This window comes from Flavobacteriales bacterium, from assembly GCA_016124845.1.
In the GTDB taxonomy this organism is placed as follows: Bacteria; Bacteroidota; Bacteroidia; order UBA10329; family UBA10329; genus UBA10329.
On record WGMW01000015.1, the window covers coordinates 15,940 to 42,631 of the forward strand.

Here is a 26,692-nt window from a genome sequence, read left to right on the forward strand (position 1 = left end):
GATGGAAAAGGAAACCTTCCAGTATGACAATGGCATCGTCCGAAAGTTTGCCTTCGCTACTATGGCGTTCGGCATCATCGGTATGCTGGTGGGTCTTACCGCTGCCTTGCAGATGGTGGATCCCATGTTCAATTTTTTGACACCGTTCCTCACTTTCGGTAGGATACGACCGTTGCACACCAACGCGGTGATCTTTGCCTTTGTAGGGAATGGCATCTTCATGGGCGTTTACTACTCATTGCAGCGACTGCTGAAAACGAGAATGTGGAGCGATGCGCTGAGCAACATCAACTTCTGGGGTTGGCAGCTGATCATTCTTTCGGCCGTGGCCACGCTTCCGTTCGGAATCACCACTGGTAAAGAATATGCGGAGTTGGAATGGTGGATCGATATCGCGATTGCGCTGGTTTGGGTGGTGTTCGGTCTGAACATGTTCATGACCATTCTCAAAAGAAGGGAACGCCACTTGTATGTGGCCATCTGGTTCTACATCGCCACGTTTGTCACGGTGGCCATGCTGCACATCGTGAACAGCTTTGAGCTTCCTGTTTCTTTCTTGAAAAGCTACAGCTGGTACGCAGGTGTTCAGGATGCGCTGGTGCAGTGGTGGTATGGCCACAATGCGGTGGCATTCTTCCTGACCACGCCTTATCTGGGGTTGATGTATTACTTCATTCCGAAGGCATCAGGTCGACCTGTGTATTCATATAGACTTTCCATTATTCACTTTTGGGCGCTGATCTTCATTTACATCTGGGCGGGCCCGCACCACCTGTTGTACAGTTCATTGCCAAATTGGGCACAGACCCTCGGAACGGTTTTCTCGCTGATGCTGATCGCTCCGAGCTGGGGCGGTATGCTCAACGGTCTGCTTACCCTGCGTGGTGCGTGGGACAGAGTCCGCGAAAGTGCCGTGCTGAAGTTCATGGTGGTGGCGGTGACCGCTTATGGTATGAGCACCTTTGAGGGTCCGATGCTTTCGCTGAAAAATGTGAACGCCATCAGTCACTTTACCGATTGGACCATCGCCCACGTGCACATTGGAGGTCTGGGATGGAACGGATTCCTCACGTTCGGCATCCTTTACTATCTCATCCCAAGACTTTGGAACACCAAGCTCTATTCTGACAAACTGGCCAATTTCCACTTCTGGATCGGTACGCTTGGGATTCTGTTCTATGCGTTGCCAATGTATTGGGCAGGTTTTACCCAGAGTTTGATGTGGAAGCAGTTTACGGCCGAAGGGTTTCTTCAGTACCCTAACTTCTTGGAAACCGTTACGCAGATCAAACCGATGTATGCGGCAAGAGCATTCGGTGGTGGTATCTACATCATTGGGGTAATTACCATGCTCTACAACCTGGTCGCCACCATGCGCCAAGGTACTTTCCAGGCCGAGGAAGAGGCATCAGCAGTACCGTTGACCAAAGAATACACTTCTCATGGCAATGAGGGTTGGCACCGCGTTATTGAGCGCAGACCCGTACAGATGTTAGTGTTCAGTTTGGTGGCCGTTGCCATCGGTGGAATTATTGAGATCATTCCCACCATGCTTGTGAAAAGCAACGTTCCAACCATTGCCAGCGTGAAACCTTACACACCGCTTGAGTTGGAAGGCCGTGACATCTACATCCGCGAAGGATGCTACAACTGTCATTCGCAGATGGTACGCCCTTTCCGCAGCGAGACCGAGCGCTACGGAGAATACTCCAAAGCAGGGGAATTCGTTTACGATCACCCGTTCCAGTGGGGTTCTAAACGAACAGGGCCTGACCTGCACCGTATTGGTGGTAAGTATGGCGACAGCTGGCATTACAACCACATGTGGGATCCATCCTCCATGTCGCCAGGAACCATTATGCCATCCTATCCTTGGTTGTTTGAGAATGAGTTGAGCACATCGCTAACTCCGAATAAGATCAGGGTCATGCAGACCTTGGGTGTACCCTACGATGAAGGCTACGACCAAGTGGCGGTTGACGACCTGATGGCACAAGCACAAAAGATCTCTGACAACTTGAAGAAGGACAACATTGAGGTGCTTCCGCAGACCGAGATCGTGGCGTTGATCGCGTATCTCCAGCGCCTTGGAACAGACATTAAAGTGAAGGACGCACAAGCGGCCATGGTAACTCAATAAAGAATAAAGGTCATGTTAAAGTTCATCAAACATCATATGGAGACGATCGCTGGGATCGACATCTATCCTGTTCTCTCCTTCATCATCTTCTTCACCTTCTTTTTGGTGGTTGCCGCTTATGTGTTCAAGCAAAGCAAGTCCTACTTCGATGAGGTAAGCATGCTGCCATTGGAAGACAGTCAGGATTCAACCAATAAAAACTGAGATATGAAAACACGTTGGTTCACAAACAAATACAAGTTGCCTGTAGCGGCTCTTTTAACGCTGTTGGCAACCAGCGCAAACGCGCAGGAATCGAAAGTGCCTGTTCCATGGGAGAACATCGTCTCGGCCAATGATACGGCCGTATTCTGGGTGCTTGCGTCATTCGCAATACTCATGCTCATCCTCATTTGGGTGGTGGCAGGCGTTACCAAAGGATTGCTTTCTGATAAAGAACTGTGGAAAGGAAAGTGGGAAGGAGCAGCCAAAAACGTGGCGGCAGTTGTTGGAACAGGTCTGTTGTTCACTTCTGCATCGGCATTTGCCCAAGGCGATGCCAGCGCTGCGAAACCCATGTTCGAAATGTCGGACGGCCTTTTCTGGATCATGGTCATCGTTGACCTCTTCCTACTGGTCGTGCTGTTGGGAATGCTGTTCAACCTGAACAGTCTCATCAGATCTTTGCGAACATCAAAACAAGAAGAGGCGGTGGAAGAGTCCGTTGCCGAAAGCATCTGGACGGGCAGTCTTTCGGGTGCCGTTCCTGTTGAGCAGGAAGGCGACATCATGCTCGATCACGAATATGATGGCATCCGCGAGTTGGACAACAAGCTTCCGCCTTGGTGGTTGTACATGTTCTACTTCACCATTGTGTTCGGTGTGGTTTACATTGCGTATTACCACTTTGGAGGAGGTCTTTCGCAAGAGGAAGAGTACTTGGCAGAAATGGCCGTGGCCGAAGAACAGAAGGCAGCCTTCTTGGCAAGTTCGGCCAATAATGTGGATGAAAGCAGCGTAGAGTTGCTCACCGATGCCACCTCTATCGCCAATGGCAAAGAGAAATTCCAAACGCTTTGTATTGCCTGCCACGGTGCCACGGGCGGAAGTATGCCAGGCGGTGTGGGACCAAACCTCACAGATCAATACTGGTTGCATGGCGGTGGTATCAAAAACGTGTTCAAGACCATCAAATATGGTGTTCCTGCAAAGGGTATGATCTCGTGGGAATCGCAACTTACGCCACGGCAGATCCAAGAGGTGGCATCTTATGTTCTTTCATTGCAAGGCTCTAATCCGCCAAATGCGAAAGAACCGCAAGGTGATCTGTGGTCGGGCGAAGTTGTTGAACCAGCTGCTGCTCCAGCAGATTCTACAGATGTACAGGAAGCTCCCGATGCAGCGGCCACGGCCAATGCTGGGGAGTGAAATGGACCTCTCCCAACGTCTCCCTTGCAAGAGGGAACCGCGAAGCGGAAAGGAGGTCAAAAAAGATTGAAAAAACCATCGGCATGTCCGACCCAATTGACTGAGAAATGGAGACGAAAGACGAAGAAGGGTCATTTAGAGATCACCTGTCAACGCTTGATGAGACAGGTAACAGAAAATGGATCTATCCCAAGAAACCAGCTGGCAGGTATTACAACTACCGCAAATGGCTGAGCTACTTTCTGCTTGCGGTGCTCTTCGGGGCACCGTTCATCAAGATCGGTGGTGAGCCGCTTTTGATGGTGAACATCCTGCAAAGGAAGTTCGTCATCTTCGGACAGGTCTTCTGGCCGCAGGATTTCTACATCTTCGGTCTTGCCATGATCGTTGCGGTACTTTTCATTGTACTGTTCACGGTGGCCTTCGGTCGTATTTTCTGTGGTTGGTTCTGTCCGCAGACCATCTTCATGGAAATGCTTTTCCGCAGAATTGAGTATTGGATAGAAGGGGATTGGAAGCACCAACAGCGGTTGGATGCCATGCCATGGAATGCAGAGAAGATCCGCAAGAAAGGCTTGAAGCACTTCTTGTTTTTGGCGGTTTCGTTTCTCATTTCCAACACGTTTTTGGCATACATCATCGGCTCAGATGAGTTGATAAGCATCATCACCGATCCGCCTGCGGAGCACATCGTTGGTCTGGTGCTGATCATTGTTTTCACCTTGGTCTTCTACGGAGTGTTTGCCAGAATGCGCGAACAGGTCTGCACCAACATCTGTCCGTACGGACGATTGCAGGGCGTGATGCTTGACCGTAACTCCATGATCGTGGCCTACGACCACAAACGGGGCGAAGGCCGCAGCAAGTGGCGCAAAGGCGAAGACCGCGCAGCCGAAGGGAAAGGCGATTGCATCGATTGTCATCAATGTGTGGATGTGTGTCCAACGGGCATCGACATCCGAAACGGTACGCAGCTGGAATGCATCAATTGCACGGCCTGTATGGATGCGTGCGATACGGTGATGGAAAAGGTCGGATTTGAAAAAGCTTTGATCGGTTACAAGAGCGAAGAGACCATTTCTACTGGAAAGCCGTTTCAGTTCACACTTCGGCTGAAAGCATACACGGCCGTGTTGAGCATTCTGATGATTGTGATGGTGGGATTGATCGTTACGCGTTCTGACATTGGTGCCACCGTTCTCCGCACACCTGGCATGCTTTATCAGGAAGGTGAGAACAACACAATAACGAATTTGTACAACTTCAAAGTGATCAACAAAACGGCTGAAGACATGCCGCTCGATCTACGTGTGATCAACGGATTCGGAACCATTAAAATGGTAGGCGATTCAGTAACGCTCAAAGCACAGGGAACCACCGAAGGCGTTATGTTTGTGGAGGTTCCACGCGATCAGGTCAAAGACCGCAAGACAAAAGTTGTGGTAGGAATTTATAGTGGTGACAAGCTGCTGAAGAAAGTGAAGACCAACTTCATCGGCCCTGCACCTGGGTTAAGTAGATAGTTGACAAGAAGAATAGTTGACAAGTTGAAAAGAAATGATTCAATCCTCCGCCTCGTACTTCGGCACCTCCTTTGAAAGGAGGATGGGGCTCATTCCCCCTTTTAAGGGGGTGGCTCGATGGCGAAGCAAATCGAGACGGGGGATTCAAAAACCAAATTAAAATGGGTTGGGGAACACGTATTGCATTGTTTTATGGCTCGTTCGTGGCCTTCATGCTGTTCATGGTCTACATGGCTGTCAATCAGGATTTTGACCTTGTGGCAGATGATTACTACGAGCAGGAAATTGCCTATCAGGAGCGCATCGATCAAATGAACAACGCCAACAGCGATGGTCAGAAGGTGACCATTACCAAAGCTGCTGATGCGTATCAGCTTGCTTTTTCTGAGAAGGCCGAGGATGTGAAAATTCAATTTTTCCGCCCTTCTGATGACACCAAGGATATTCTTCTTGTGAAAGATGCGGTTGAATCGGTTCTTGCGGTTCCGTCCAGCCAACTTATTGCAGGAAAATACTTGGTGAAAGTGGAGTGGAAGGCGAACGGAAAAACCTACTTCCAGCAGGATGACCTGTTCGTAAACTGATGTTTCTTACCGCATTTGCCATCGGAGCCTTGGGCAGTTTCCATTGCATTGGCATGTGCGGCCCCATTGCGCTTTCGGTGCCAATGGGCGGCAAACATGGCTGGGCAGGGATCATTCGTGGATTGGCCTACAATTTCGGTCGCGTTTCTACTTACGCTTTACTTGGTCTCATTGTCGGTTTTCTTGGTAAACAGCTTTCGTTCGGAAACTTTCAGCAAGGACTTTCCATTGCTGTCGGTGTGCTGATTCTGGCGTTTCTCATTTTGCCAAAAAGCATCACCAAAAAGGTTGACCCGACATCCAAGTTCGCGCAGCTGTTTCTAAGATTGAAAGGAACATTTCAAGGTGTTTTCAAGAGCAAAAGTCCAGTTGGGCCGTTGGCCCTTGGCCTGGTAAACGGATTGCTTCCTTGCGGATTGGTATACGTTGGTCTGGCAGGTGCTTTGGCCATGAGCGCACCACTTCAAAGTGCTGCTTTTATGGCTGCTTTCGGACTTGGAACCGTGCCGATGATGATAACTGTCATTCTTGCGGGTGACCTCATCTCAGTTCAATGGCGCACAAAAGTCCGAAAATTGCTCCCAGTAATGTTTGCTGTGATGGGAGTGCTTTTCATACTGAGGGGAATGAACCTGGGAATACCTTATGTGAGCCCGAAAATGGAAATGACGCCAGCGGGACAGACCACAGAATGTCACACGCCATGAACACGGATCTTATCAGAAAATACAACATTCCGAGTCCGCGGTACACCAGTTACCCGACCGTTCCGCATTGGAACACGGCCGGGTTTACGAAGGATGAACACCTGAGGCGTCTAAAAGCCAGCTACGCGAAGGACAGGGAAGAGGGGCTTTCGCTCTACATCCATCTGCCTTACTGCGAAAGCCTGTGCACCTATTGCGGCTGCAACAAGCGGATCACGGTCAATCATACGGTGGAATTACCGTACATCAATGCCATTCTGAAAGAGTGGCGCATGTATGTTGATCTGCTTGGCGAAAAACCACGTTTGGCCGAAGTGCATTTGGGTGGCGGAACACCCACATTTTTCTCAGCTGCCAATTTGGGAATGATGATGGACGGCATTTTGGAATTGACCGAAACGACCGAAAGGTCGGAGTTCAGTTTTGAAGCGCATCCGCACAATACCACCGAAGAACATCTGCGCGAATTGCGCAAGCGTGGATTCACACGCATCAGTCTCGGCATTCAGGATTTTGATCCCGTGGTGCAGCAGACCATCAACCGTGTGCAGACGTTCGCGCAGGTTCGTCAGGTTACGGAAGATGCGCGAAGATGGGGATACAGATCGGTGAATTTCGACCTGATCTACGGGCTTCCGAAGCAGACTTTGACAGGCTTGATGGACACCTTCGAGAAGGTTTCAGTATTGCAGCCAGACCGCATTGCATTTTACAGTTATGCCCACGTTCCATGGAAAAGTCCTTCGCAGCGCGGGTACGATGAGAATGACCTTCCGAAGGAATTGGAAAAATTGGCGCTGTACAACGCGGGGCGCGAGAAGCTGCTGGAGAACGGTTATGTGGAGATAGGCATGGATCACTTTGCGAAACCTGACGATGGATTGGCCATTGCTGCGCAGAAAGGAACCATTCACCGCAATTTTATGGGTTACACCACCAATCACAACAACACATTGATCGGTCTGGGAGTTTCTGCCATCAGCGATGCATGGAGTTCGCTGGCGCAGAATCCGTTGGTGGTGGAAGCGTATTTGGAACGTATAGATGCAGGTGAGATACCATTGGTGAAAGGGCATCTTCACACCGAACGCGACCTCGTTATACGCAGAGCAATCCTCGATCTGATGTGTGGTTTCCATTGCGAACTCGATATGTTGAAAGACCGAAAGGAGCGTGAGATCGTGGTCGGTCGGCTTTCGGAACATTTGGCGGACGATCTGCTCACCATTACTGAAGACGGCATTGACGTGAAACCACAGGGCCGCGCGTTCATCCGCACCATCTGCATGGCCTTGGATGATTTTGTTTGGAACGGAACTTCGGCCGAGCAGATGTTCAGCAAGAGCGTATAATCCTAAGTTTGCTGCAAGGAATCACGCAGCGATGATTATCGTCAAGATATTTCAGGGTCCTGGAAACCAGATGTTTCAATACGCCTATGGTTTGGCCGCTGCCAAACGTGTAGGCACCGAACTGAAACTGGATCTTTCCTGGTTTGAGAAGAACTCAGGCCACCGTTCGTTCATCTTGGACCGTTTCCATATCCGAACTCCGATCGCTTCCAACCAAGAAATTGAATTCGTCCGAAGCAAAAACGGCAAGAACTTCTTGGAATACCGTTTCAATCTTCTGCGTGACAGTTGGGCGCCAAGGCATCGGAAAGTAATTGTGAAGGAAGACCTTTCCAAGTTTGATGAGGAACTGAAGCGGCCTTACAGGAACAGCTACATCGAAGGATATTTCAGCACCGAGCAGTTCTTTGCTGATGCCGAAAATGAAGTGCGGAATGCATTTCGGTTTGTAAGACCGATGCCCGCAAATGTTCAGCAAATTGCTGACGCGATCAACGGGAACACAGTTGCTTTCAGCATCCGAAGAGGCGATTTTCTGGGAAATCCGCTGCACAATATCTGCTCCATCGAATACTTTAAACGGGCTGTTGAACGGATGAAGGAAATCGTTCCCGAACTCAACCTGCTTGTTTTCTCCGATGAGATCGATTGGATCGAATCGAACCTGAAATTCGATGTGCCTCACCAGTTTGTGCCAAGTATGGAAGACCACATGGATCACATGCGGTTGATGAGCCTGTGCCAGCATCACATCATCCCGAACAGCACTTTCTCGTGGTGGGGCGCGTGGCTTTCGCAACCGAAAACGGTCATTGCTCCCGATCTATGGATCACGGATGATTCAAAAGTTCATCAGGAAAAATTCGGACATTGGGTGGAAACGCGCCACACGGTTCCGAAGAGTTGGCTCAGAATTCCTGCAAAGTTGGAAGGCGAAACAATGATGTGATCAGGCCACCCACTTTTTGATCATGCGCTCAATGTCGTTGGCCACAACGGGTTTCAGTAGCAGGTCGTCCATATCCGATTTCAGATTTCCATCCTCATCGCGCTGAAGAATATTACCGCTCAGGCCGATAACAGGAGGCACGTGCTCGTAGCGTTTCTTGATCTCTGATGTTGCCTGAAGTCCGTCCATTTCTGGCATCTGTATGTCCATGAAAACGATGTCGTACTTGCTCTTGTCGAAGTTCTCCACGGCCTGTTTCCCATTCGAAAGCACATCCACTTTGCAGCCCATTTTCTGTAGCATGATCTTGAAGGCCTGCTGATTGATCAGGTTGTCCTCTACAAGAAGTACTTTGATGCCTTCCACGTTCCGTTTGATGGGCTTTGGTTCGGGCAATTTTTTCGACTTCGGAACTTCTTTCAGCTTGCCCGTTACAGGCAATGTGATCCAAAAAGTGCTGCCAACGCTTGGGGTACTTTCCACTCCGATCTCGCCTCCGAGCAACTGCATCAACTTCTTGCTGATGGAAAGTCCAAGTCCTGTTCCTTCCAAATTCTGTGCGGTGGTGTGCTGTAGTTGCGAGAAATCCTGAAACAACTTCTTCTGATCCTTTTTCGGAATTCCAGGTCCCGTGTCGGTCACTTTAAAGCGGAGCTTATCGGCCGTTTCGGCTATAACCGTAACGGAAACCGATCCTCTTTCGGTGAACTTGATGGCGTTGCGGACCAGATTCGAAAGCACCTGTGTCAGTCTTCGTCTGTCGGTGTTCAGCGGAATCTCCTCCTTCGGAATATCGAACGAAAGCTTCAGTTTCTTGGCCTTGGCTTCGGGTTCGTACCGCTCCGCGATCGTCTCGATCAACTGGGCAACCGTGAAAGCCTCCTTCTGCAAGGCCACTTTCCCCGCTTCCAGTTCAGAGAGGTTGAGCACATCGTTTACGATGGAACGCAGGTCTTTGCTGGCACCCAGAATGTTCTGAACCTTGGATTTCTGGTCGTCTGTCAGTTTTGTGTCGAGCAGGATCTCGCTCAATCCCATGATGCCGTTCAGAGGCGTTCGTATCTCATGGCTCATACTTGCCAAGAAATCTGAGCGGAACTTCAGCGAATTTTCCGCCACCTGCTTTTCCTGAAGCAGCTGTTGCGCCTGCTTCTGCTCGGTAATGTCGATGATGGTGCCGAGGTAACCTCTGTATTCGCCCAAATGACTGAAGAGCGGTTGCGCCTGCTCCAGCACGTGCACCGTTTTGCCCATTTGGGTCCTGAACCGATACTCCATCGAAAACGCTTCTTTCCGTTTCGAAACCGTATTCCAAGCAGCTTTCACGGCTTTCACATCATCCGTATGGATCTGCTTGGTCCAGCTGCCATCAAGGATGGAGACCATGTCGCAACCGATGATCAATTGCAGACTTTCATTGATGTATGTGGCGTTGCCATTGGCGTCAACCTGATAGATCCCGACAGGAAGCAGACTGGCCAGTTTCCTGAATTTCGATTCATTCTCTTTCAGGGCTTTCTCCGCCTTTTTCCTATCGGTGATGTCGATGGACCAAAGCGTGACACGGTCAATTTCTCCTTTGGAATTCTTGACGGGATTGATGTGGCGGTCGAACCAATATTCCTTTCCTCCGAACGCAAAATGCTTTTCCACCTGCACTCTTCTTCCCGAAAAGGCGCGCTCGACCTCAACCTTGAATTGAACCAGATTTTCTTTCGGGGTGATGTCCACCACGTTCATTCCTGTTTTCAACTCAATATTGTACTGTTCGCGGATAAGGTCGGCAGCAGGTTGGTTAAAGGCGAGAATGTTCAGTTTTCTATCAAGCAGATAGAACGTTTGCGAACTGCTGTTGAACACCGCACGCAAGTTTTCCTCCGAACGGACCACCGCCCGCTCCGCCTGCTTCTTGTCCGTGATGTCGAACATCCAGATGGAAACCAGATGCAGGTTTCCCAAACGGTGTTTTACAGGCGTAAAGCGAATCTCTATCGTGCTCGATTCGGGTGCAGGTTTATCAAACTCAATGGCCACAGTTCCTCCATGCCGCGCCACTTTCAACCCACCCTCAAATTCTTCTCTCCAATAAGGGTGAATGCTGTCGATGATGTTCTGGCTGTAGTAATCGAGATTCTCTTGTACGGTTGCCAAAAGCATAGCAGCCAGCATGTTGGCGCTGATGATGCGATTGTCCTCATCCACCAGCACAAATCCGTGCGAGTTGTTGTGGTCAATGGCCTGAAGCACCAGCTCGTTCTCCTGATTTTCGAGTTCCAGTCGTTTACGGTCGGAAATGTTGATGTACGAATAGATCACGCCATCAATGTCACCGCTCTTTCCATACATGGGACTGAAACGGCCTTCGATCCACATTTCGCTGCTGGAAGAAGGTTTGGTGATCTTCTGTTCTGTACTGATGGTTCGGCCTTTGAGAGCCGTTTGGAAGTTGCGGATGAACCGTTTGTTCTGATTCTGATCCACATAATCCCAGTACGAATTGCCTGTTTTCAGCTCTTCCTTGAAGAACGAATACATATCGCGCGAAGCGCGCGCATTGAACCAAAGGATCCGGAACTCTTTGTCGATGAAAATGATGCTGCGGTCGGAATGGTCCAACAGCGACTTCATTTCGGCACTTGGTGCCAAGGACTCAAATTGAGGATTTCCGTTCCCTACCGATTCTCCCATACTACAACGAACACCGTTTATTAACTTTTAGTGTACGTTGGTCGGGGTCAAATGTTCAAGTTTTCGACCAATGCCGATAACAGGCTCACGAAGCCCGTCTGCGCGCCTTTTCTTTGATGATAAGAGACAATTCCCGCCCAGTTTGACCCGCGATGGAAGTGTTCTCCTCGGCCCTGCGGATCAGGTAGGGCATCACTTCCAGAATGGGGCCGTAAGGAACGTATTTCACCACATTGTAGTGCTCTGCCGCCAAGTTGAAACTGATGTTGTCGCTCATGCCATACAACTGCGAGAAAAAGATGTGACCATCGTTGGGTTGCAGTCCTTTTTCAACCATCAGCTCTGCCAAGTATTTCGAACTTTTCTCGTTGTGTGTTCCCGCCAGCACTTCAATATGCGGGTGATTTTCAACGCAGAAGCGAAGCGCCAGGTCATAATCGCGGTCGGTATCTGCTTTGGTGGCATGTATCGGTGACGGATAACCTTGCTCTTTGGCACGGGCGCGCTCCTTTTCCATGTACGCACCGCGCACCAGTTTCACGCCCAGTTTGTAGCCGTCTTTCTGCGCTTTCGCGAAGCTGTCCTTCAGAAACTGCAAACGGTCTTTCCGATAGAGTTGAGCGGTATTATAGATCATGGCGCGTTCGCGATTGTAGGTCTGCATCAGCTCTTCCGCAAGCTCATCTATCGCATCCTGAAACCACGTTTCCTCGGCATCAATAAAGATCGGAACGTTATTCTCCTTTCCAGCCTCACAGATCATGGTAATGCGCTCCATGGCCAGTTTCCACTCCAATTCTTCCTCCTGGTTGAATTTGGCCTTTGCATTCTTCTTTGCCAAAAGGCGATGTGGAATGATACCTGTCGGTTTGAAAACCGAGAACGGAACCCGCGGATCCTGATGCGCCATGCGGATGGTGGCGATGGTCTCGGTGGCCGCATGCTCAAAATCGGCCGTTGTTTCCTTGCCTTCGGCAGAATAATCGAGGAGCGTGTAAATGCCCGAAGAATGCAATCGCTCGATGGTGGTCTCACAATCTGTAATGTGCTCTCCACCACAGAAGTGGTTGAAAACCGTGGCACGGATAATTCCCTTGACGGGCAATTTGAGCGCCAACGCCAGGTTCAAAGCCGATTCTCCGAATTTGACCAGCGCAGGACTTCCCACCAATTTGAACAGCAGATGCGCGCGGTTCAACTCACGGTCTGTTCGATCGGCAAAGGCGGTTTCCGTATTGTCAAATGATACCATTCGTGGGTCTGAAAATCGCGGTAAATATAGGTTTCGGAGTTGCCCGTTCTGAATGATTCCCGACAGGTTTTCAGAACTTGAAACGCAGCTGAACCGTCACGTCCGTTCGGTGCTTGCCATTGATCTGTTCCAAACCCGATCCAACGTGGTCGCGGTTGTTGTAAAAGATGTTCGAAACGCGCACCCACGCGTCAATGTGCCGCTGAAGTCGTGCATGCAGCGTCAGGTAGGCTTTCATGCCGCGATAATAGTACGCTGGGAAGGAGTAGGCGTAAAGAACGTTGTTCTCGTAAACGTAGATGCGCGAATCGTAGCTGTCGGTATCGAAATAGGCCAAACGCGCATTGAACGACACAGGAAAATTGACAGGTGAGAAGATGAAATCCTGATAGATGATGAAGCCTTGCTGTGCGGCCTGATCGCCTCGTTTGTAGCGCGTGTATTCCAGTCGGTTGCGCAATTTTATCGTCTTGCTCAGACTGAATTGCAGGTTGAGTCGGTAATTGGTGCGCAGCCCGTTTTCGATTCCCGTGATCGGTGCTTCGGTATACGCAGATGATTGATTCAGCTGTTTGTTCTTCTGTCGGAATCGGAAATAGACCTCAAAGGTTTTGGATGGTCGATAGATCAACTGTGCCAAGGTTTCGTACCCGAACGAAGGTCCGTTCACTTGGTAACGCAACCATGGAAATTTGAAAATGTCGAAATAACCGTTCAGAAACCAGCTTTTGAACGGGTTGAGGCTGAAACCGAGATAGTAGCCCGTCTCGTTGTTCACCCGCGAATTCTCGGTAACTGCGTTGGCGTAAAGTGCCTGATACTGCGGTTGCAAGTGGCGCACCATGGCGGTGAGCGTAACGCGCGGATCCAACGTCATGAAAACACCATTTATCGTGGCGAAGCCCAAATTCTGGCTCAGCGCGAACTCACCGAAAAAGTGAAAGTTCTTCCACACGTAACTGTAATCGAGGCCATAGTTGCTGTTCTGCTTGCCCGAGAACTCGTAGATGTTGTAAAGGTCATCACTGCGCTGAACAGGCTTCGAAAAATTGTAGCTCACAGCGGTCAGGCCGACCGAAAGCCTTCGTCCTTTGTAACTCACATTTCCACCATAAACGGCTGCCGTAATGGACTGTCGGTCAACCAGTTCGTTCGGGGTTCGGTGAAAACCGCTGCTGAAAATGGAACTGACAGATTCTTGCGTTTCGGTAAGTGTATCGTTGGATGTGGTGATGTTCGCATCAAGCAATTTGTACGAACCGAATGCGGTCACTTCGATCTTCCCGAACTGAAGTGTGGCTCCCGCACCGCGCAGAAATCGGTTCTCATCCACGGAAGTGTAAGGTCGCAGTCCGCGTGCGCTGCGCTTGATGTTGGTGCCGCTGGCCGATTTCCCGAAGGCAAGACCTGTCCAAAGCGTCAAGCCTTGACCGAACTGCGCCTGAAAATCTCCCAACGCAGCCGCCTTCACCTTGCCGATATTCCGAATGAAGATGTGTCCGCTGTAGAAATCGAAGCCTTGCTTCATACTGCCTTTGAAGAACTGCTCGCCTGGATCTTTCTCCATCGTAAGTCCCCAAAGCACTTTATTGCCGTAGTTGAAACGGTATCTCGCGTAGTATTTCTGAGGCGAACCGAGGTAGCGACTGTTCGGGCTTTGCTCCAAAAGACTGTCTTCGATGGGCGCGTAACCTTGCTGCTGCTCCACTACTTGCTGGTAGCGCAGAACAAGTTCGTGCGTGCCTTCTTTCATCATCTCTTTAAAAGAGAATTTGGTGGCATCTGGATCGTCCGAAACTTTCACAAACGGCTCAATTTGGCGGATAAGCGGAATGGTAAAACCGTCCACCGCCTGTAGCTCGTAAATGTTCAGCAGCTTGCCATTCGCATCGATGTGACTCAGGAGGTTGGCCACCTCAATATCATCCAACATCGGAAGCTGTTCAAGTTCCGTTGTGTTGGTCGAATTGAGATTGATCGGATGTTCCGCAAAATAGAGGAGGTCGTCCAGCAGTGTGTTGTAATCCAAGTTCGGATCGGTGTCGCTCAACTGCTCCGCAATGGTCTCAATACGTGTCTGGATGAGCTGTTCCTGTTCGGCCTCGGTATCCTGCCCATAGGCAAAAATGCTCCCGAAAAGGAGCATCACCAGCAGACCGTATTTCAGACCGCTTTTCACTTTTTCTTCTTCTTGTTGAAGGCGTTGAAACGGTAGGCCAGCGAGGCTTTTGGTGAGAATCCGAGTACTGGATGTATCGATCCGGCAATATCAAAATGCAAGTATTTCAGGCGGAGTCCGAAACCGAAATCCGCGTGAAATGGCGCGGTTCCGACACCGACACGTATGGCAAAAACATCAGCAGGAAAATACTCTACACCTGCTTTGAAAACGGGCGGCAGATTCAGGTCTTTTTCACCTTCCACGGCCATGCGCACTTTTTTCGAGAAATCGTACTGCATGCCCAATCGGAAGTTCATCGGCACGCGCTCGTCATACGCGTCCGCCAGTTTTGTTCTCGTCAGGTTGAAGGCGTGGAAACCGATTCTCAACTTCGGGGTCACTTGCGACAGGATGCCGATCTCGGCAATAAAGCTGTGGCGGTTGCCATAATTCTCGGCAATGTGCGTGTTCAGGTAACTGATCTGCAAACCTACCGAGAGGAATTTCCAAAGTCGTTTTCCGTAGGCCAAACCAACTCGGCTTTGGTTGAAAAGGTTGTTTCCGAATCGCTCGTAGCTCAGACCGAAAACGCCCAATTTGGGTGTTGGAAGGACTGCCGTTGCTCCTTGCAGATTGAGGTTCGAAATAAGGAAGCGGTTTTCGTAATACGCTGCAACGCCTGCCTGCTCCATTCCCACCATGGCCGCTTGGTTATGGTGAATTGCCCAAATGTCGGTAAGACAAACGCTGGCGTTGGCCATTCCCGCAGAGCGCGCGCCAACAGGGAAATCGCTCGTTTGGGCCATGGAACTCAACGCAAACGAGATGGTGAAAATGGAAAGTAGAAGTTGTTTCATGCAGCAACTTGACCTTGCCGAATTTACAACTAAAGCCTTACTGCTGAGGTTAAAGTTGGGTTAAGTGAACCCCTCTGCCTTCGGCATCTCCCCAAAGGGGAGAATTGATGCTTCAATTGTTCAAAGTTGACGGCACTAAAAGGTCATGATCTCATTCAAACCCTTCTTGGTCAGTTCCAGTTCTTTTTCGCTGATGGTGCCGAGCCGCTTCATGAGGCGGTCTTTTGAGATGGAGCGGACATGGAAATTCAATATCTCTGAAGGTTCCGATAATCCATTTTGGTCAGACGGATGCAGGATGACGTGCCCTTTGTAGTTCTTCAATTTGGAAGTGAGCGGACAGGCGATCACCACATTCAAGTACTCGTTCATCAGATTTCCGCTAATGATCACAACAGGTCGGAAACCAGCCTGTTCGCTGCCTTTTGTCGGATTCAGATTTGCCTGCCAGATCTCGCGCTGTTTCATTCGTCATTCAATTGACGCAGATAATCCGCCATTCCTTCTTCGGCCATCAACAGCGCATCCGAATCATTGGCCGCACGCTTATACGATTTCACATATTCGGCTCGCGTCAGCTGTTCGAGATAAACACGAAGTGCCTTTTCTATGAGTTTGTTCTTGGCAAGATGATATTCATCTGCCTTCTGAGAAAGAAGATCGAGAAGATCGTTCGGGAGAGTGGTGGTGAAGGTTGCCATTGCTAATCATATTTATGAATTGTAAATATAATCAACAATTATATGAGATGAGGCACTTAGGATGAATACCCCTCAACCTCGTCCTTGCTTTGCATCACCTTGTCTTTCAGGCTTTCTTTGTAATCGGCCATGCGCTGAAGCACTTCTTTGTCTGAAGCGCCAATGATCTGAGCAGCAAGAATGCCTGCATTTTTGGCGGCATTCAAGGCAACAGTCGCCACAGGAACACCATTTGGCATTTGAAGGATGGAAAGAATGCTATCCCAACCGTCAATGGAGTTGGAACTTTTCACAGGAACACCGATTACAGGAAGCGGTGTCAACGAAGCCACCATTCCTGGCAAATGTGCAGCACCACCAGCACCAGCGATGATCACTTTCAGGCCGCGGTCTGCAGCACTTTTGGCGTAATCGAACATTCGGTCTGGGGTTCGGTGGGCCGAAACAACCGTCATTTCGAATTCAATGCCCAGTTCTTTGAGAACATCGGCAGCGTCTTTCATCACTTTCAGATCCGAGCTGCTGCCCATGATTATGCCTACTTGTGGTTTGCTCATGCTTTCACTTTCAAGGTTTGTTGCACTTTTTTGGCGGTGCTTTTCGCCTCTTCCAATGTATCTGCAATAATGGTCACGTGGCCCATTTTGCGGAACGGTTTGGTGAACCGCTTTCCGTAAAGATGCACATTCACACCTTTCAGGGCAAGCACATCTTCCAAGCCTTCGTATTGGGCTTCGCCCGAAAAACCGTCTTCGCCAAGGAGATTCACCATCACCGAAGGTTTCACTATTTCCGTGTTTCCCAAACTGATATTGAGAATGGCCCGAACGTGCTGCATGAACTGCGAAGTGTAATTGCCTTCAATGCTCTGATGGCCGCTGTTGTGTGGCCGCGGAGCAATTTCATTTACCAGCACATTCCCTTCTTTATCAAGGAAAAGTTCTACTGCCAGAAGACCAACGATCTCCAGTTTTTCCGCGATGGTTCGCGCAATTTCCTGAGCCGTTCTTTCGACTTCGTCCGAAACATTCGCTGGACTGAAAAGAAACTCCACCAAATTGGCAACTGGGTTGAACTCCAACTCAACCGTTGGGAAGGTTTTCACTTCGCCTGAAGCGTTTCTGGCAACGATAACTGAAAGTTCCTTTTCAAGATCAACCGCTTTTTCAAGCACGCTTGGTTCTGAGAATGCTTTTTCAAGATGTTCCTCAGATTTCAGCGATTGAACACCTTTTCCATCGTAACCGCCTTTTCTCAATTTTTGAAAAACAGGGAAGAAATCGGTGTGGTTTTCAGCCTCATTTTCTCCTATCAACCGGTAATCCGAAGTCGGAATTCCATGTTCTGCATAAAACTCTTTCTGGGCTCCTTTATCCTGTATGAGCCGGATCACATTCGGTTGCGGATAAACTTTTACGCCTTGCTTCTCCAATTCCTCCAGCGCATCCACATTCACGTGCTCGATCTCAATGGTCACCACGTCCATGTCTTTTCCGAATGCGAGAACCGTATCGTAATCCTTGAAACTTCCGTTGGTAAAAGAGTGTGAAATATCGCGGCAAGGCGCATCCGGATCAGGATCCAAAACATGAACATCCACATCAATGTTGATGGTCTCTTGGATCATCATACGGCCCAACTGTCCGCCACCCAAAATACCCAGCTTTGTCTTCGGTCGGTAACTCATGCCGCAAAAGTAAAACCTTCCGCCAAGCAATCAGGTGTTGATTAAACGTCTTGTTGAGACCGAATTCTCAGACCAATTTCAACTACATTTGAACACAAATCGAATTTCATGAGAACGACATTTCTTATTGCTGGATTTCTACTTCTGAACACGCTTGGATTTGCGCAGACCAAATGGTTTGAGGGAACTTGGAAAGAAGCGTTTGATGAGGCGAAAAAGCAGAACAAATACTTGTTTATTGACTGCTACACCGATTGGTGCGGATGGTGCAAAGTCGCGGATGAAAAGACATTTCCAACAGATGTGGTTGCAAATGTGTTGAACCAGAATTTCATTTCCGTGAAGGTTGACATGGAGCGTGGCGATGGCGTTGTGCTCGGTGCAAAATATCGTGTGCTGGGCTATCCGAGTTACCTGATGTTCACGCCCGATGGAAAGCTTGCGGGGAAGATGTTCGGTTACAAGGAGAATCCGAGTGATTTTGTGGATGCGGTGAAGGCGGCCCTTGATGAGTCGAACCAACCGAATTACCCATCGAAGGTCACGGACAAGGTCGAATTTCCTGATTTCTATGTGAATTCATTCACCAACAAGGACAAGGAGGAAAAGCGTCAAAACCCAGAAGAAGGCGAAGTGGAAAAGTGGCTTTCGGCACAGAAAGATCGGATGAGCGAAGCTGCATGGTCGGTGATGTACAAGTTCCCGCTGACAGAAAAGTACGTTGAGGAATTCCTGAAAAACCGAAAAGCATACACTGATCTTTACGGAAAAGTAGAGGTAGACGAGAAGGTTTCAGGAATTGCTTACGGAATGCTGCAGAAAGCGATGAAAAGCCAGGATGAATCCGACCTACAGACGGTTTTGGATTTCGCTGATACGTTTATTGAAGACGATCTGGAAGCCTCGAAATCCATGTATCAATTGAAATTCTGTGAAGGAAAAGGAGATTGGAGCGGCTTTGCCGAGTGCGTTCAGAAATTGATCGACTTCTACGGGTTCGAGAATTTCCTCATCGATATCAACAATTACAGTTGGACCATTTACTTGAACGCGGAGAACAAGGAAGTGATCGCCAAAGCCATCGGCTGGATGTCGAAGGTGGTGGACTTGGATCCGCAGTACATGTATCTCGACACGTATGCTGCGCTACTCTACAGATCGGGCGACTATAATTCTGCGCTTAAATGGGCAGACAGCGCCATTGCCGTTGGAAAGGCGAGCGGGGAGAACGTTCAAGAAACGGAGAATCTGCGAGACAATATCCTGAAAGCCAAAGGCGGTAAGTAAGCAGCATTCAGTCCTTGTTGTTTGCTACATTTGCAGGTCTTATTCATGGCAGATACCATTCAACTTCACGACCTCGAATTTGTGCCTTACTTCTCGGAAGATGAGGTTCGAAAAACCGTGGCTGAAATGGCCGTTAAGGTCAATCAGCGGTTTCAGGGAAAATCACCTCTTTTTGTTGTTGTGCTGAATGGAGCCTTCATGTTCGGTTCTGATCTTATTAAGCAGATCACGGTGAATTGCGAAGTGAGCTTTCTACGCGTGAGTTCTTATCGTGGAACGTCATCCACGGGAGAAGTGAAGGAGATGATGCCGATAGGAACTGATGTTGCTGGAAGAGATGTTGTCTTTTTAGAAGATATTGTGGACACGGGAAAAACCATGGGTGAGATCAAACAGAAGATGTTGGATGCTGGAGCCAGTTCGGTGAGCATTTGCACGCTTCTGTTCAAGCCAGATGCATTTCAAGGAAGCTATCGCATCGATTTCATCGGGCAGGAAATACCAGACAGATTTGTGGTGGGTTACGGGTTGGACTATGACGGTCTTGGTCGCAATCTGCCAGCTATTTACCAGATAAAACCAAATAATTAAGCCATGTTGAATATTGTGCTGTTCGGCCCTCCGGGAGCTGGAAAGGGAACCCAGTCAGAAAAATTGATCAGCCACTATGGGCTCGTTCACATTTCAACCGGAGACGTGTTCCGTTTCAATATCAAAAATGAAACTGACCTCGGAAAATTGGCCAAAAGCTATATGGACGAAGGCGAGTTGGTACCAGATGAAGTGACCATCAATATGTTGGGTGCTGAGGTTGAGAAGAATCCCAACGCCAAGGGTTTCATCTTTGATGGTTTCCCACGAACCTCTGCCCAAGCAGCTGCATTGGATAAACTTCTTGAAGGGAAGAACACTTCCGTAAGCATGATGGTAGCGTTGGATGTGCCGGAAGAGGAATTGAAAACGCGTCTTCTCAAAAGAGCCGAGGTTTCGGGCCGTGCAGATGATGCCGACCCAGCCGTTATCCAAAACAGAATTGACGTCTATAATGCACAGACCGCTCCGGTTGCAGAGTTCTACAAATCGCAAGGAAAACTCCGATTGGTGAATGGCGTTGGTTCCATTGAGGAGATTTTTGGCCGTATCTGTAGTGCCATTGCAAAGCCTGATTGAACCGCGGTAGGGGCGTATGGCCATACGCCCTTACACTAACCCCTACCGATTATGAAAAGCAATTTCATAGACCACGTCCGAATCTGTTGTCGCAGCGGCAAAGGAGGTGCAGGTTCATCGCATCTGTTCCGTTCGCGAGGTAACCCGTTGGGCGGGCCCGATGGCGGTGATGGCGGCCGCGGTGGTCATGTCATTATGCGCGGCAACAAGCAAATGTGGACGCTTCTTCACCTGCGTTATCGCAAACACATCATTGCAGGGGGTGGTGAGAATGGCGGCAAATCGGAAGCAACCGGTGCCAGCGGAAAAGATGAGGTCATCGAGGTTCCTTTGGGAACAGTGGCCAAGGATGCCGAAACGGGAGAAGTCCTCTTTGAAATAACCGAAGATGGCGAGGAGCAGATCCTTGTTGCGGGAGGTCGCGGTGGAAGAGGAAATGTCCACTTCAAATCATCCACCAATCAAACACCACGTTATGCGCAACCGGGCGAGCCCGGACAGGAAGAATGGAGAATTCTCGAATTGAAAATTCTGGCCGATGTCGGATTGGTAGGTTTTCCCAATGCGGGAAAGTCGACCTTGCTTTCGGTTGTTTCGGCAGCCAAACCGGAAATTGCGGATTACGCATTCACCACGTTGGTTCCTAATTTGGGTATCGTCAGCTATCGCGATCATCAGTCGTTCGTGATGGCAGACATTCCGGGGATCATTGAAGGTGCTCATGAGGGCAAAGGACTCGGATTGCGTTTCCTGCGCCACATTGAGCGTAACTCAATTCTGCTGTTTCTTGTACCCGCAGATGCGGATGATGTGGTAAGCGAATATCATGTGCTACTGAATGAACTGGAGCAGTACAATCCAGAGCTTTTGGACAAGGAGCGGGTACTGGCCGTTTCCAAATGCGATATGTTGGATGAGGAATTGAAAAAGGAGTTGGCTTCCACCATCAACTTGGATATCCCCGTTGTCTACATCTCATCGGTTGCTCAAACTGGAATACAGGAACTGAAAGATGTGCTCTGGGAGAAAATGCATATTGATAAGCAATTTTAACATTTTCGTTCTCAGATATTACTTACTTTCAGCGCCCTATTAACACAACCTTAATCTTTAACAAATGAAAAAAATCTACATGTCTTTATTGGCTGTTGCTGTAACAGGCGGGGCCATGGCGCAATCATTCGTTCAGCAGGAAGTGACAAAAGTTGTCGCCCGCCAGATCGAACTGCCAACCACTGACGGAAATGCTGCTGCTACGGCAACCGATACGTTGGGTTGGGATGAGTTGGGTGGCTCACTTATCCAGTATAGCTCTGCCAGCGGTTACGTATTCGGTACCAATGCACTTACCAATCCACAGAACCCAAGCCAAGTTCAATACAATCTTGAGTACGCCAGAGGCTTCCTCGCAAACAGTGCTTATACCGTGATCGGTGCCGGATTCATTTTCGGTTCTAAAGAAGACGTCAGTGGTTCTCCGGCTGCGGCTAAAGCCAAGCTTTATAATATTGCTGCGAACAGAGCATTTGACGATGTGCAGGCAACCTCGGCAACTGCTGATGGCCCATCTGCCACTATGTTGACAAGTGCTGATGTTGCCTTCGCTGATGCAGATACGAACTTTCCATCCATGACCTGGGTGAATTTTGATTCTGAGGCTTGGGTAGGATCCGATTTTGCAATTGGTCTTGATATTTCTCCTTTGTACGGAACACCAGCGGACACACTGGTTCTTCTTGCTGACTCCGATGGTGATTCTGATGGCCTGTACACTTGGACGCGCATTGGGCTGAGTCCAACTGCTGGTCCTTCACAATCATTGTGGTTTCAAAGTACAGCCATGCTGCAAGGCGGTTTGGATGTTAACTTGGCCATCTTTGCCGTTGTAGCTGAAAGCGGAACTGGCATTGAAGAGCAAGGTTTCTTGAACGGTGTGAAAATGACCACTTATCCAAACCCGTCTTTGGCGTCAGACAACATTACTATCCAGTACGGTTTGGAAACTGCTGCAAAGCGTGTGGATGTGAACATCTATTCAACAACTGGACAGTTGGTTTACAATGCAGCTCAGGGTGCTAAGGCCAGCGGAGTTTACCGTTTGAATGTTCCTGCTGGAACATTGAGCGCTGGTTCTTACATCTACACGATTGATGCTGATGGAAAGAGAATGGCTAAGAGAATGGAGGTTCTGAAATAAGAACACTCTCTGACTGAAAATAGAAGGGCGGCCAATTGGCCGCCCTTTCTTTTGGCATGAATTGAAAAGTGTGGGAATCATTTCGCCAGGTCGGCCCGCACACGCTTCATAAATTTTGAAGCATACACGAAATCCACAACTTCCTGATTATTCGTTTTCAGGATCTCTTCCTTGGAGCCTTCCCACCATTTCTCGCCCTTATAAATGAAATGGATGTTGTCACCGATCTCGATCACAGAGTTCATATCGTGGGTGATGACGATGGTTGTGATATTGTATTCGTCTGTGATCTCTTTTATCAGCTGATCGATAACAAGACCCGTCTTGGGGTCAAGACCTGAGTTCGGTTCATCACAGAACAGGTAATTCGGATTGGTGGCAATGGCACGTGCAATGGCCACACGCTTCTTCATACCACCGCTCAATTCGGATGGAAACAATTTGGCGGCATTCGGAAGGTTCACTCTCTCAAGACAAAAAAGAGCACGTTCACGTCTTTCAGCCATCGATTGATCGGTAAACATCGACAAAGGGAACATCACATTTGCTTCCACGGTCATCGAATCGAAAAGCGCACCACCTTGGAAAAGCATCCCAATATCTTTTCTAATGGACTTCTTTTCCTTAAAACTCATGGAGGCGAAATCCCGTCCATCATATTCGATGGTTCCAGAATCTACATCAAACAGCCCGACCATGCATTTGGTAAGCACGGTCTTTCCAGAGCCACTTTGTCCGATAATGATGTTGACCTGTCCTTTGATGAACTGAGCATCAATTCCTTTCAGCACATGGTGATCACCAAAACTCTTATTCAGCCCCTTTACTTCTATCATTGAAGGATCATTTGGGTGAGAATAAGGTTGAATGTAAGTACGATAACGATGCTGTAAACCACCGATACCGTACTTGCGCGGCCAACCTCCAAGGCACCTCCTGATGCATGATAGCCGAAGTAAGCAGGAACTGTGGTGATAATAACTGCAAATACCACTGTTTTGATAAGTGCATAGGTCACGTAAAACGGTTGAAACCAATATTGGATTCCGTAGATGAAAGTGCTTCCCGCAACCTCTCCTGTAAGAATGCCAGCGGCATAACCTCCGATCATCCCTAAGATCATACTAATGACCACAATGAAAGGATTGCAGATGATGGCGGCCACCATTTTTGGTCCTACCAGATAGCCCGTTGAGTTCACGCCCATGATGTCCAATGCATCAATTTGGTCGGTTACGCGCATGGTCCCGATCTCTCCAGCAATGCTCGAACCCACTTTACCAGCAAGGATAATACTGATGATGGTAGGAGAGAATTCCAGAATAAGTGAATCCCGCACACCGAGACCGACCGTGTACATGGGAATGAGCGGACTGTCGATATTATAGGCCAACTGAATGGTGAGAACCGCACCCATGAAAGTGCTGACGATAGCTACCAATCCCAACGAAGCATATCCAACATTTTGAACTTCTTCAAAGACCCGTTGCCGATAGATGCTCCATTTTTCGGGTCTCCTGAATACGCGACCCATCCAAAGTACGTACTGCCCGATGTGATAGAATAAGCCCATGTGTCGCGCCTAAAATTAGATAATCTGCCTACACACGGAAATAAGTTTCCAGTTTTGATGTTAACACAAGATGTACCTTTGCCGAACGATGAAACGTCACCACATCTTCATTTTCCTGCTGTTAACGGCTCTCGCTTTTGGCGGCTGCGCCCGAAAGAGGCAGGGTAAGAACTGCGATTGCCCGCATTTCGGTCAAATGCAACTCGATTCTACGGCTCACTCGCCCAATACCCTGATTAGGGTATAAGTGATTTCTGGTACTTCATTCGGTTGATTTTGTAGCTACTTTCGTCCTGCGAAGAATCATTCTAAATAACGTGACGGCTAAAGATCTTACACTCGGACAACAGGCAATCGTTTCCTCCTTTTCGGATGAGACGTTGGCTGGGTACTTGGCCGAGCGTGGTGTGGTAGCAGGCGAACGGTTGTCCATTGAGCGCATTGCTCCATTTGGCGATCCGATCGCGATCAGAGTTTCTGACCACGTACTTTGCCTGAGAAGGAAAGAGGCTTCGTTTATTCAAGTTCAGCCAGAATCATTCTGAGCTAAACCTCCATTTTACGGATGATAGAAGGGAAAGAGACGTTGAAGGTCGCTTTGGTCGGCAATCCAAACAGCGGCAAAACGTCCCTCTTCAACAAACTCACAGGTCTTCATCAGAAGGTCGGGAACTTTCCAGGCATAACGGTTGAGAAAAAGTCGGGTTCGTTCAAACAGAACGGAACATTGGTGGAGGTTGTCGACCTGCCTGGAACGTACAGTTTGCAACCGCGTTCTGTGGATGAGAAAGTTGCTGCCGAAGCACTTTTGGACGCTGCAAATCCAGACCATCCTGAACTTGTATTGATCGTTGTCGATGCTTCGCATTTGAAAACCAGCATGTATCTGGCGCTTCAGGTGCTTGAGCAGAAAATCCCAGCAATTCTGGTTCTAAATATGGCCGATCAACTGCCTCGCGTAGCGGCCGAGCTCGATCTGGAAGTGCTTTCCACCGAACTTGGAGTGCCTGTGCTGAAAACAGTCGCGCGGGAAGGGATCGGCATCCATGAACTGAAAGCTGCGGTCCTGCAACATCCGCTCAACACACCTGTTGTCGGTTGGAATGGCGAGAAGGAAGAACGTCATTTTATCATCAAGCGAATCTTGGGAAGAGCTAAAGCAGACAGTCCTGTTGCAGCGCACGAGATCACCAAAAAACTGGATGATGTACTGACACATCCTATCTGGGGATTGATTATCTTCCTTTCCATGTTGGGACTGATGTTCCAAGGAATCTATTCCTGGGCATCCTATCCCATGGAATGGATCGAGAACCTGTTTGCCGTGGGTGGGAATTTCCTTTCCGAGGTTCTGCCCAAAAATTTTCTCTCAAGATTATTGGTTGAAGGAATTTGGGCTGGATTGGGCGGTGTGATCATCTTCATACCGCAGATCGCCATCCTTTTCCTGTTTGTGATCCTGTTGGAAGAAACGGGCTACATGGCCCGTGTGAGTTTTATTGCAGATGGTTGGCTTCGGAAATTCGGGTTGCAGGGAAGGTCCATTGTGCCGCTGATCGGTGGCGTGGCCTGCGCGGTCCCAGCGATTCTGGCGGCACGCACTATCTCAAACAGGAAGGAAAGGCTCATCACCATTATGGTCACGCCATTTATGAGCTGTTCGGCACGTTTACCCGTTTATGCATTGCTTATTGCGTTGGTCATTCCAATAGGTTTTCAGGGTTTGGCGCTGCTGTTCATGTACCTTCTTGGTGTTGCCATGGCGCTGGTTGCGGCTTTGGTTCTGAAACGCACTATTCCGAATACAGAAGACAGCCATTTCATCTTGGAACTCCCCGATTATCGGCTTCCCAAATTGAGCAATGTGCTGATGGAGATCACAAGGAAAGTGACGCAGTTCGTCAAAAGTGCGGGAAGCATCATTGTGTTGGTTTCGGTGCTGCTGTGGTTGGGGGCTTCCTTTGGTCCGAGTGACCGCTTCGAAACCATCGAAAAGAAATACGCGGGCGTTGAACACGCTGAACAGCAGAAGAATGCCGAACTCTTGGAGAATTCCTACATCGGAATTTTGGGAAAGACCATTCATCCCGTTATTGCTCCATTGGGTTACGACTGGAAGATCGGGATTGCGCTGATCACATCTTTCGCTGCGCGCGAAGTATTTGTAGGAACGATGGCCACGATCTACAGCGTGGGTTCGGCAGACGAAATGACCTCTATCCGAGAGAAAATGGCCGCGCAGAAAGACCCGAAAACGGGCGAGCCGCTCTACGGTCTTCCCTTCGGGCTTTCACTCCTTGTATTTTATGCTTTCGCGATGCAGTGCATGAGCACGTTGGCCGTGGTGAAGACGGAAACAGGCACGTGGAAATGGCCGCTGATCCAGTTGGTGATGATGACGGGCGTTGCCTACGTTTCGAGCCTTGCGGTTTACAGCTTGGCGAGTTTACTTTAGCG

Annotated in this window: 25 protein-coding genes; 15 read left to right on the forward strand and 10 right to left on the reverse strand. The window is 49.1% G+C overall.

Features of this window, described 5'->3' with window-relative positions; all coding sequences use genetic code 11:
• Window position 1 precedes the first annotated feature (1 nt).
• From ccoN to GC178_07210, 8 genes are all read left to right on the forward strand, one after another.
• Window positions 2-2,140 carry a cytochrome-c oxidase, cbb3-type subunit I gene (gene ccoN, locus GC178_07175; protein MBI1287347.1) on the forward strand — a complete coding sequence of 713 codons (2,139 nt, stop codon included), beginning with the start codon at window positions 2-4 and terminating at the stop codon, window positions 2,138-2,140.
• 12 nt (window positions 2,141-2,152) lie between these two features.
• Entirely contained in the window at window positions 2,153-2,344 is a 192-nt protein-coding gene (locus GC178_07180; protein ID MBI1287348.1) for a CcoQ/FixQ family Cbb3-type cytochrome c oxidase assembly chaperone, read from the forward strand.
• A gap of 351 nt (window positions 2,345-2,695) precedes the next feature.
• Window positions 2,696-3,547, forward strand: a complete 852-nt coding sequence (locus tag GC178_07185) for a c-type cytochrome (protein MBI1287349.1) — start codon at window positions 2,696-2,698, stop codon at window positions 3,545-3,547.
• 107 nt (window positions 3,548-3,654) lie between these two features.
• Window positions 3,655-5,070 carry a cytochrome c oxidase accessory protein CcoG gene (gene ccoG / locus GC178_07190; protein ID MBI1287350.1) on the forward strand — a complete coding sequence of 472 codons (1,416 nt, stop codon included), beginning with the start codon at window positions 3,655-3,657 and terminating at the stop codon, window positions 5,068-5,070.
• A 161-nt stretch (window positions 5,071-5,231) separates the two neighbouring features.
• Window positions 5,232-5,654, forward strand: a complete 423-nt coding sequence (locus GC178_07195; GenBank protein MBI1287351.1) for a hypothetical protein — start codon at window positions 5,232-5,234, stop codon at window positions 5,652-5,654.
• On the forward strand, window positions 5,654-6,361 hold the full coding sequence (locus tag GC178_07200; protein MBI1287352.1) for a sulfite exporter TauE/SafE family protein: 708 nt from the start codon (window positions 5,654-5,656) through the stop codon (window positions 6,359-6,361). Before GC178_07195 ends, GC178_07200 begins: the two co-directional genes overlap by 1 nt.
• On the forward strand, window positions 6,358-7,713 hold the full coding sequence (gene hemN / locus GC178_07205; GenBank protein MBI1287353.1) for an oxygen-independent coproporphyrinogen III oxidase: 1,356 nt from the start codon (window positions 6,358-6,360) through the stop codon (window positions 7,711-7,713). Before GC178_07200 ends, hemN begins: the two co-directional genes overlap by 4 nt.
• Window positions 7,658-8,662, forward strand: coding sequence for a hypothetical protein (locus tag GC178_07210; protein ID MBI1287354.1), 1,005 nt, complete (start codon window positions 7,658-7,660; stop codon window positions 8,660-8,662). Before hemN ends, GC178_07210 begins: the two co-directional genes overlap by 56 nt.
• Here the strand turns inward: GC178_07210 and GC178_07215 are convergent, their stop codons facing one another.
• The 8 genes from GC178_07215 to GC178_07250 form a co-directional block, all read right to left on the reverse strand.
• On the reverse strand, window positions 8,663-11,350 hold the full coding sequence (locus GC178_07215; protein ID MBI1287355.1) for a PAS domain S-box protein: 2,688 nt from the start codon (window positions 11,348-11,350) through the stop codon (window positions 8,663-8,665).
• 85 nt (window positions 11,351-11,435) lie between these two features.
• Window positions 11,436-12,602 carry a proline dehydrogenase gene (locus GC178_07220; protein MBI1287356.1) on the reverse strand — a complete coding sequence of 389 codons (1,167 nt, stop codon included), beginning with the start codon at window positions 12,600-12,602 and terminating at the stop codon, window positions 11,436-11,438.
• A 70-nt stretch (window positions 12,603-12,672) separates the two neighbouring features.
• Window positions 12,673-14,781, reverse strand: a complete 2,109-nt coding sequence (locus GC178_07225) for a hypothetical protein (GenBank protein MBI1287357.1) — start codon at window positions 14,779-14,781, stop codon at window positions 12,673-12,675.
• The gene (locus GC178_07230) at window positions 14,778-15,620 is read right to left on the reverse strand and encodes a hypothetical protein (GenBank protein ID MBI1287358.1); all 843 of its coding nucleotides are present in this window, start codon (window positions 15,618-15,620) and stop codon (window positions 14,778-14,780) included. The genes GC178_07225 and GC178_07230 overlap by 4 nt, the downstream gene beginning before the upstream one ends.
• A gap of 135 nt (window positions 15,621-15,755) precedes the next feature.
• Window positions 15,756-16,088, reverse strand: coding sequence for a type II toxin-antitoxin system PemK/MazF family toxin (locus tag GC178_07235; protein ID MBI1287359.1), 333 nt, complete (start codon window positions 16,086-16,088; stop codon window positions 15,756-15,758).
• On the reverse strand, window positions 16,085-16,321 hold the full coding sequence (locus GC178_07240) for a CopG family transcriptional regulator (GenBank protein MBI1287360.1): 237 nt from the start codon (window positions 16,319-16,321) through the stop codon (window positions 16,085-16,087). The genes GC178_07235 and GC178_07240 overlap by 4 nt, the downstream gene beginning before the upstream one ends.
• Window positions 16,322-16,377: 56 nt before the next feature.
• Complete coding sequence (purE, locus tag GC178_07245) at window positions 16,378-16,878, reverse strand: 5-(carboxyamino)imidazole ribonucleotide mutase (GenBank protein MBI1287361.1); 501 nt, start codon at window positions 16,876-16,878, stop codon at window positions 16,378-16,380.
• On the reverse strand, window positions 16,875-18,008 hold the full coding sequence (locus tag GC178_07250; GenBank protein ID MBI1287362.1) for a 5-(carboxyamino)imidazole ribonucleotide synthase: 1,134 nt from the start codon (window positions 18,006-18,008) through the stop codon (window positions 16,875-16,877). Before GC178_07250 ends, purE begins: the two co-directional genes overlap by 4 nt.
• Before the next feature lie 108 nt (window positions 18,009-18,116).
• Here GC178_07250 and GC178_07255 point away from each other — a divergent pair, with 108 nt between their 5' ends.
• The 5 genes from GC178_07255 (at window position 18,117) to GC178_07275 (ending at window position 22,662) form a co-directional block, all read left to right on the forward strand.
• Window positions 18,117-19,295: a DUF255 domain-containing protein gene (locus tag GC178_07255; protein MBI1287363.1), complete on the forward strand. Its 1,179-nt coding sequence runs from the start codon at window positions 18,117-18,119 to the stop codon at window positions 19,293-19,295.
• A gap of 45 nt (window positions 19,296-19,340) precedes the next feature.
• Window positions 19,341-19,886: a hypoxanthine phosphoribosyltransferase gene (gene hpt / locus GC178_07260; GenBank protein ID MBI1287364.1), complete on the forward strand. Its 546-nt coding sequence runs from the start codon at window positions 19,341-19,343 to the stop codon at window positions 19,884-19,886.
• A 3-nt stretch (window positions 19,887-19,889) separates the two neighbouring features.
• Window positions 19,890-20,465 (forward strand): adenylate kinase, encoded by a 576-nt coding sequence (locus GC178_07265; GenBank protein MBI1287365.1) that lies wholly within the window; start codon window positions 19,890-19,892, stop codon window positions 20,463-20,465.
• 48 nt (window positions 20,466-20,513) lie between these two features.
• Window positions 20,514-21,518: a GTPase ObgE gene (gene obgE, locus GC178_07270; GenBank protein ID MBI1287366.1), complete on the forward strand. Its 1,005-nt coding sequence runs from the start codon at window positions 20,514-20,516 to the stop codon at window positions 21,516-21,518.
• 64 nt (window positions 21,519-21,582) lie between these two features.
• Window positions 21,583-22,662 (forward strand): T9SS type A sorting domain-containing protein, encoded by a 1,080-nt coding sequence (locus GC178_07275; protein ID MBI1287367.1) that lies wholly within the window; start codon window positions 21,583-21,585, stop codon window positions 22,660-22,662.
• A gap of 77 nt (window positions 22,663-22,739) precedes the next feature.
• Here GC178_07275 and GC178_07280 read toward each other — a convergent pair whose 3' ends face one another.
• Both GC178_07280 and GC178_07285 read right to left on the reverse strand, forming a co-directional pair.
• Window positions 22,740-23,498: an ATP-binding cassette domain-containing protein gene (locus GC178_07280; GenBank protein MBI1287368.1), complete on the reverse strand. Its 759-nt coding sequence runs from the start codon at window positions 23,496-23,498 to the stop codon at window positions 22,740-22,742.
• On the reverse strand, window positions 23,495-24,235 hold the full coding sequence (locus GC178_07285; GenBank protein ID MBI1287369.1) for an ABC transporter permease: 741 nt from the start codon (window positions 24,233-24,235) through the stop codon (window positions 23,495-23,497). The genes GC178_07280 and GC178_07285 overlap by 4 nt, the downstream gene beginning before the upstream one ends.
• A gap of 254 nt (window positions 24,236-24,489) precedes the next feature.
• Between GC178_07285 and GC178_07290 the strand changes: the two genes are divergently transcribed.
• Both GC178_07290 and feoB read left to right on the forward strand, forming a co-directional pair.
• Window positions 24,490-24,780 carry a ferrous iron transport protein A gene (locus GC178_07290; GenBank protein MBI1287370.1) on the forward strand — a complete coding sequence of 97 codons (291 nt, stop codon included), beginning with the start codon at window positions 24,490-24,492 and terminating at the stop codon, window positions 24,778-24,780.
• A 20-nt stretch (window positions 24,781-24,800) separates the two neighbouring features.
• Window positions 24,801-26,690: a ferrous iron transport protein B gene (gene feoB / locus GC178_07295; protein MBI1287371.1), complete on the forward strand. Its 1,890-nt coding sequence runs from the start codon at window positions 24,801-24,803 to the stop codon at window positions 26,688-26,690.
• Window positions 26,691-26,692 lie beyond the last annotated feature (2 nt).

Bases quoted from the DNA above. Each gene is read 5' to 3' on its own strand.
- GC178_07285 (MBI1287369.1), bottom strand. From the start codon at position 24,235: ATGGGCTTATTCTATCACATCGGGCAGTACGTACTTTGGATGGGTCGC.
- hemN (MBI1287353.1), top strand. From the start codon at position 6,358: ATGAACACGGATCTTATCAGAAAATACAACATTCCGAGTCCGCGGTAC.
- GC178_07210 (MBI1287354.1), top strand. From the start codon at position 7,658: ATGATTTTGTTTGGAACGGAACTTCGGCCGAGCAGATGTTCAGCAAGA.
- GC178_07220 (MBI1287356.1), bottom strand. From the start codon at position 12,602: ATGGTATCATTTGACAATACGGAAACCGCCTTTGCCGATCGAACAGAC.
- feoB (MBI1287371.1), top strand. From the start codon at position 24,801: ATGATAGAAGGGAAAGAGACGTTGAAGGTCGCTTTGGTCGGCAATCCA.
- GC178_07265 (MBI1287365.1), top strand. From the start codon at position 19,890: ATGTTGAATATTGTGCTGTTCGGCCCTCCGGGAGCTGGAAAGGGAACC.
- GC178_07195 (MBI1287351.1), top strand. From the start codon at position 5,232: ATGGGTTGGGGAACACGTATTGCATTGTTTTATGGCTCGTTCGTGGCC.
- GC178_07180 (MBI1287348.1), top strand. From the start codon at position 2,153: ATGTTAAAGTTCATCAAACATCATATGGAGACGATCGCTGGGATCGAC.
- ccoN (MBI1287347.1), top strand. From the start codon at position 2: ATGGAAAAGGAAACCTTCCAGTATGACAATGGCATCGTCCGAAAGTTT.
- ccoG (MBI1287350.1), top strand. From the start codon at position 3,655: ATGGAGACGAAAGACGAAGAAGGGTCATTTAGAGATCACCTGTCAACG.
- GC178_07215 (MBI1287355.1), bottom strand. From the start codon at position 11,350: ATGGGAGAATCGGTAGGGAACGGAAATCCTCAATTTGAGTCCTTGGCA.
- GC178_07230 (MBI1287358.1), bottom strand. From the start codon at position 15,620: ATGAAACAACTTCTACTTTCCATTTTCACCATCTCGTTTGCGTTGAGT.
- GC178_07185 (MBI1287349.1), top strand. From the start codon at position 2,696: ATGTTCGAAATGTCGGACGGCCTTTTCTGGATCATGGTCATCGTTGAC.
- GC178_07275 (MBI1287367.1), top strand. From the start codon at position 21,583: ATGAAAAAAATCTACATGTCTTTATTGGCTGTTGCTGTAACAGGCGGG.
- GC178_07200 (MBI1287352.1), top strand. From the start codon at position 5,654: ATGTTTCTTACCGCATTTGCCATCGGAGCCTTGGGCAGTTTCCATTGC.
- GC178_07240 (MBI1287360.1), bottom strand. From the start codon at position 16,321: ATGGCAACCTTCACCACCACTCTCCCGAACGATCTTCTCGATCTTCTT.
- GC178_07250 (MBI1287362.1), bottom strand. From the start codon at position 18,008: ATGAGTTACCGACCGAAGACAAAGCTGGGTATTTTGGGTGGCGGACAG.
- hpt (MBI1287364.1), top strand. From the start codon at position 19,341: ATGGCAGATACCATTCAACTTCACGACCTCGAATTTGTGCCTTACTTC.
- purE (MBI1287361.1), bottom strand. From the start codon at position 16,878: ATGAGCAAACCACAAGTAGGCATAATCATGGGCAGCAGCTCGGATCTG.
- GC178_07280 (MBI1287368.1), bottom strand. From the start codon at position 23,498: ATGATAGAAGTAAAGGGGCTGAATAAGAGTTTTGGTGATCACCATGTG.
- GC178_07255 (MBI1287363.1), top strand. From the start codon at position 18,117: ATGAGAACGACATTTCTTATTGCTGGATTTCTACTTCTGAACACGCTT.
- GC178_07235 (MBI1287359.1), bottom strand. From the start codon at position 16,088: ATGAAACAGCGCGAGATCTGGCAGGCAAATCTGAATCCGACAAAAGGC.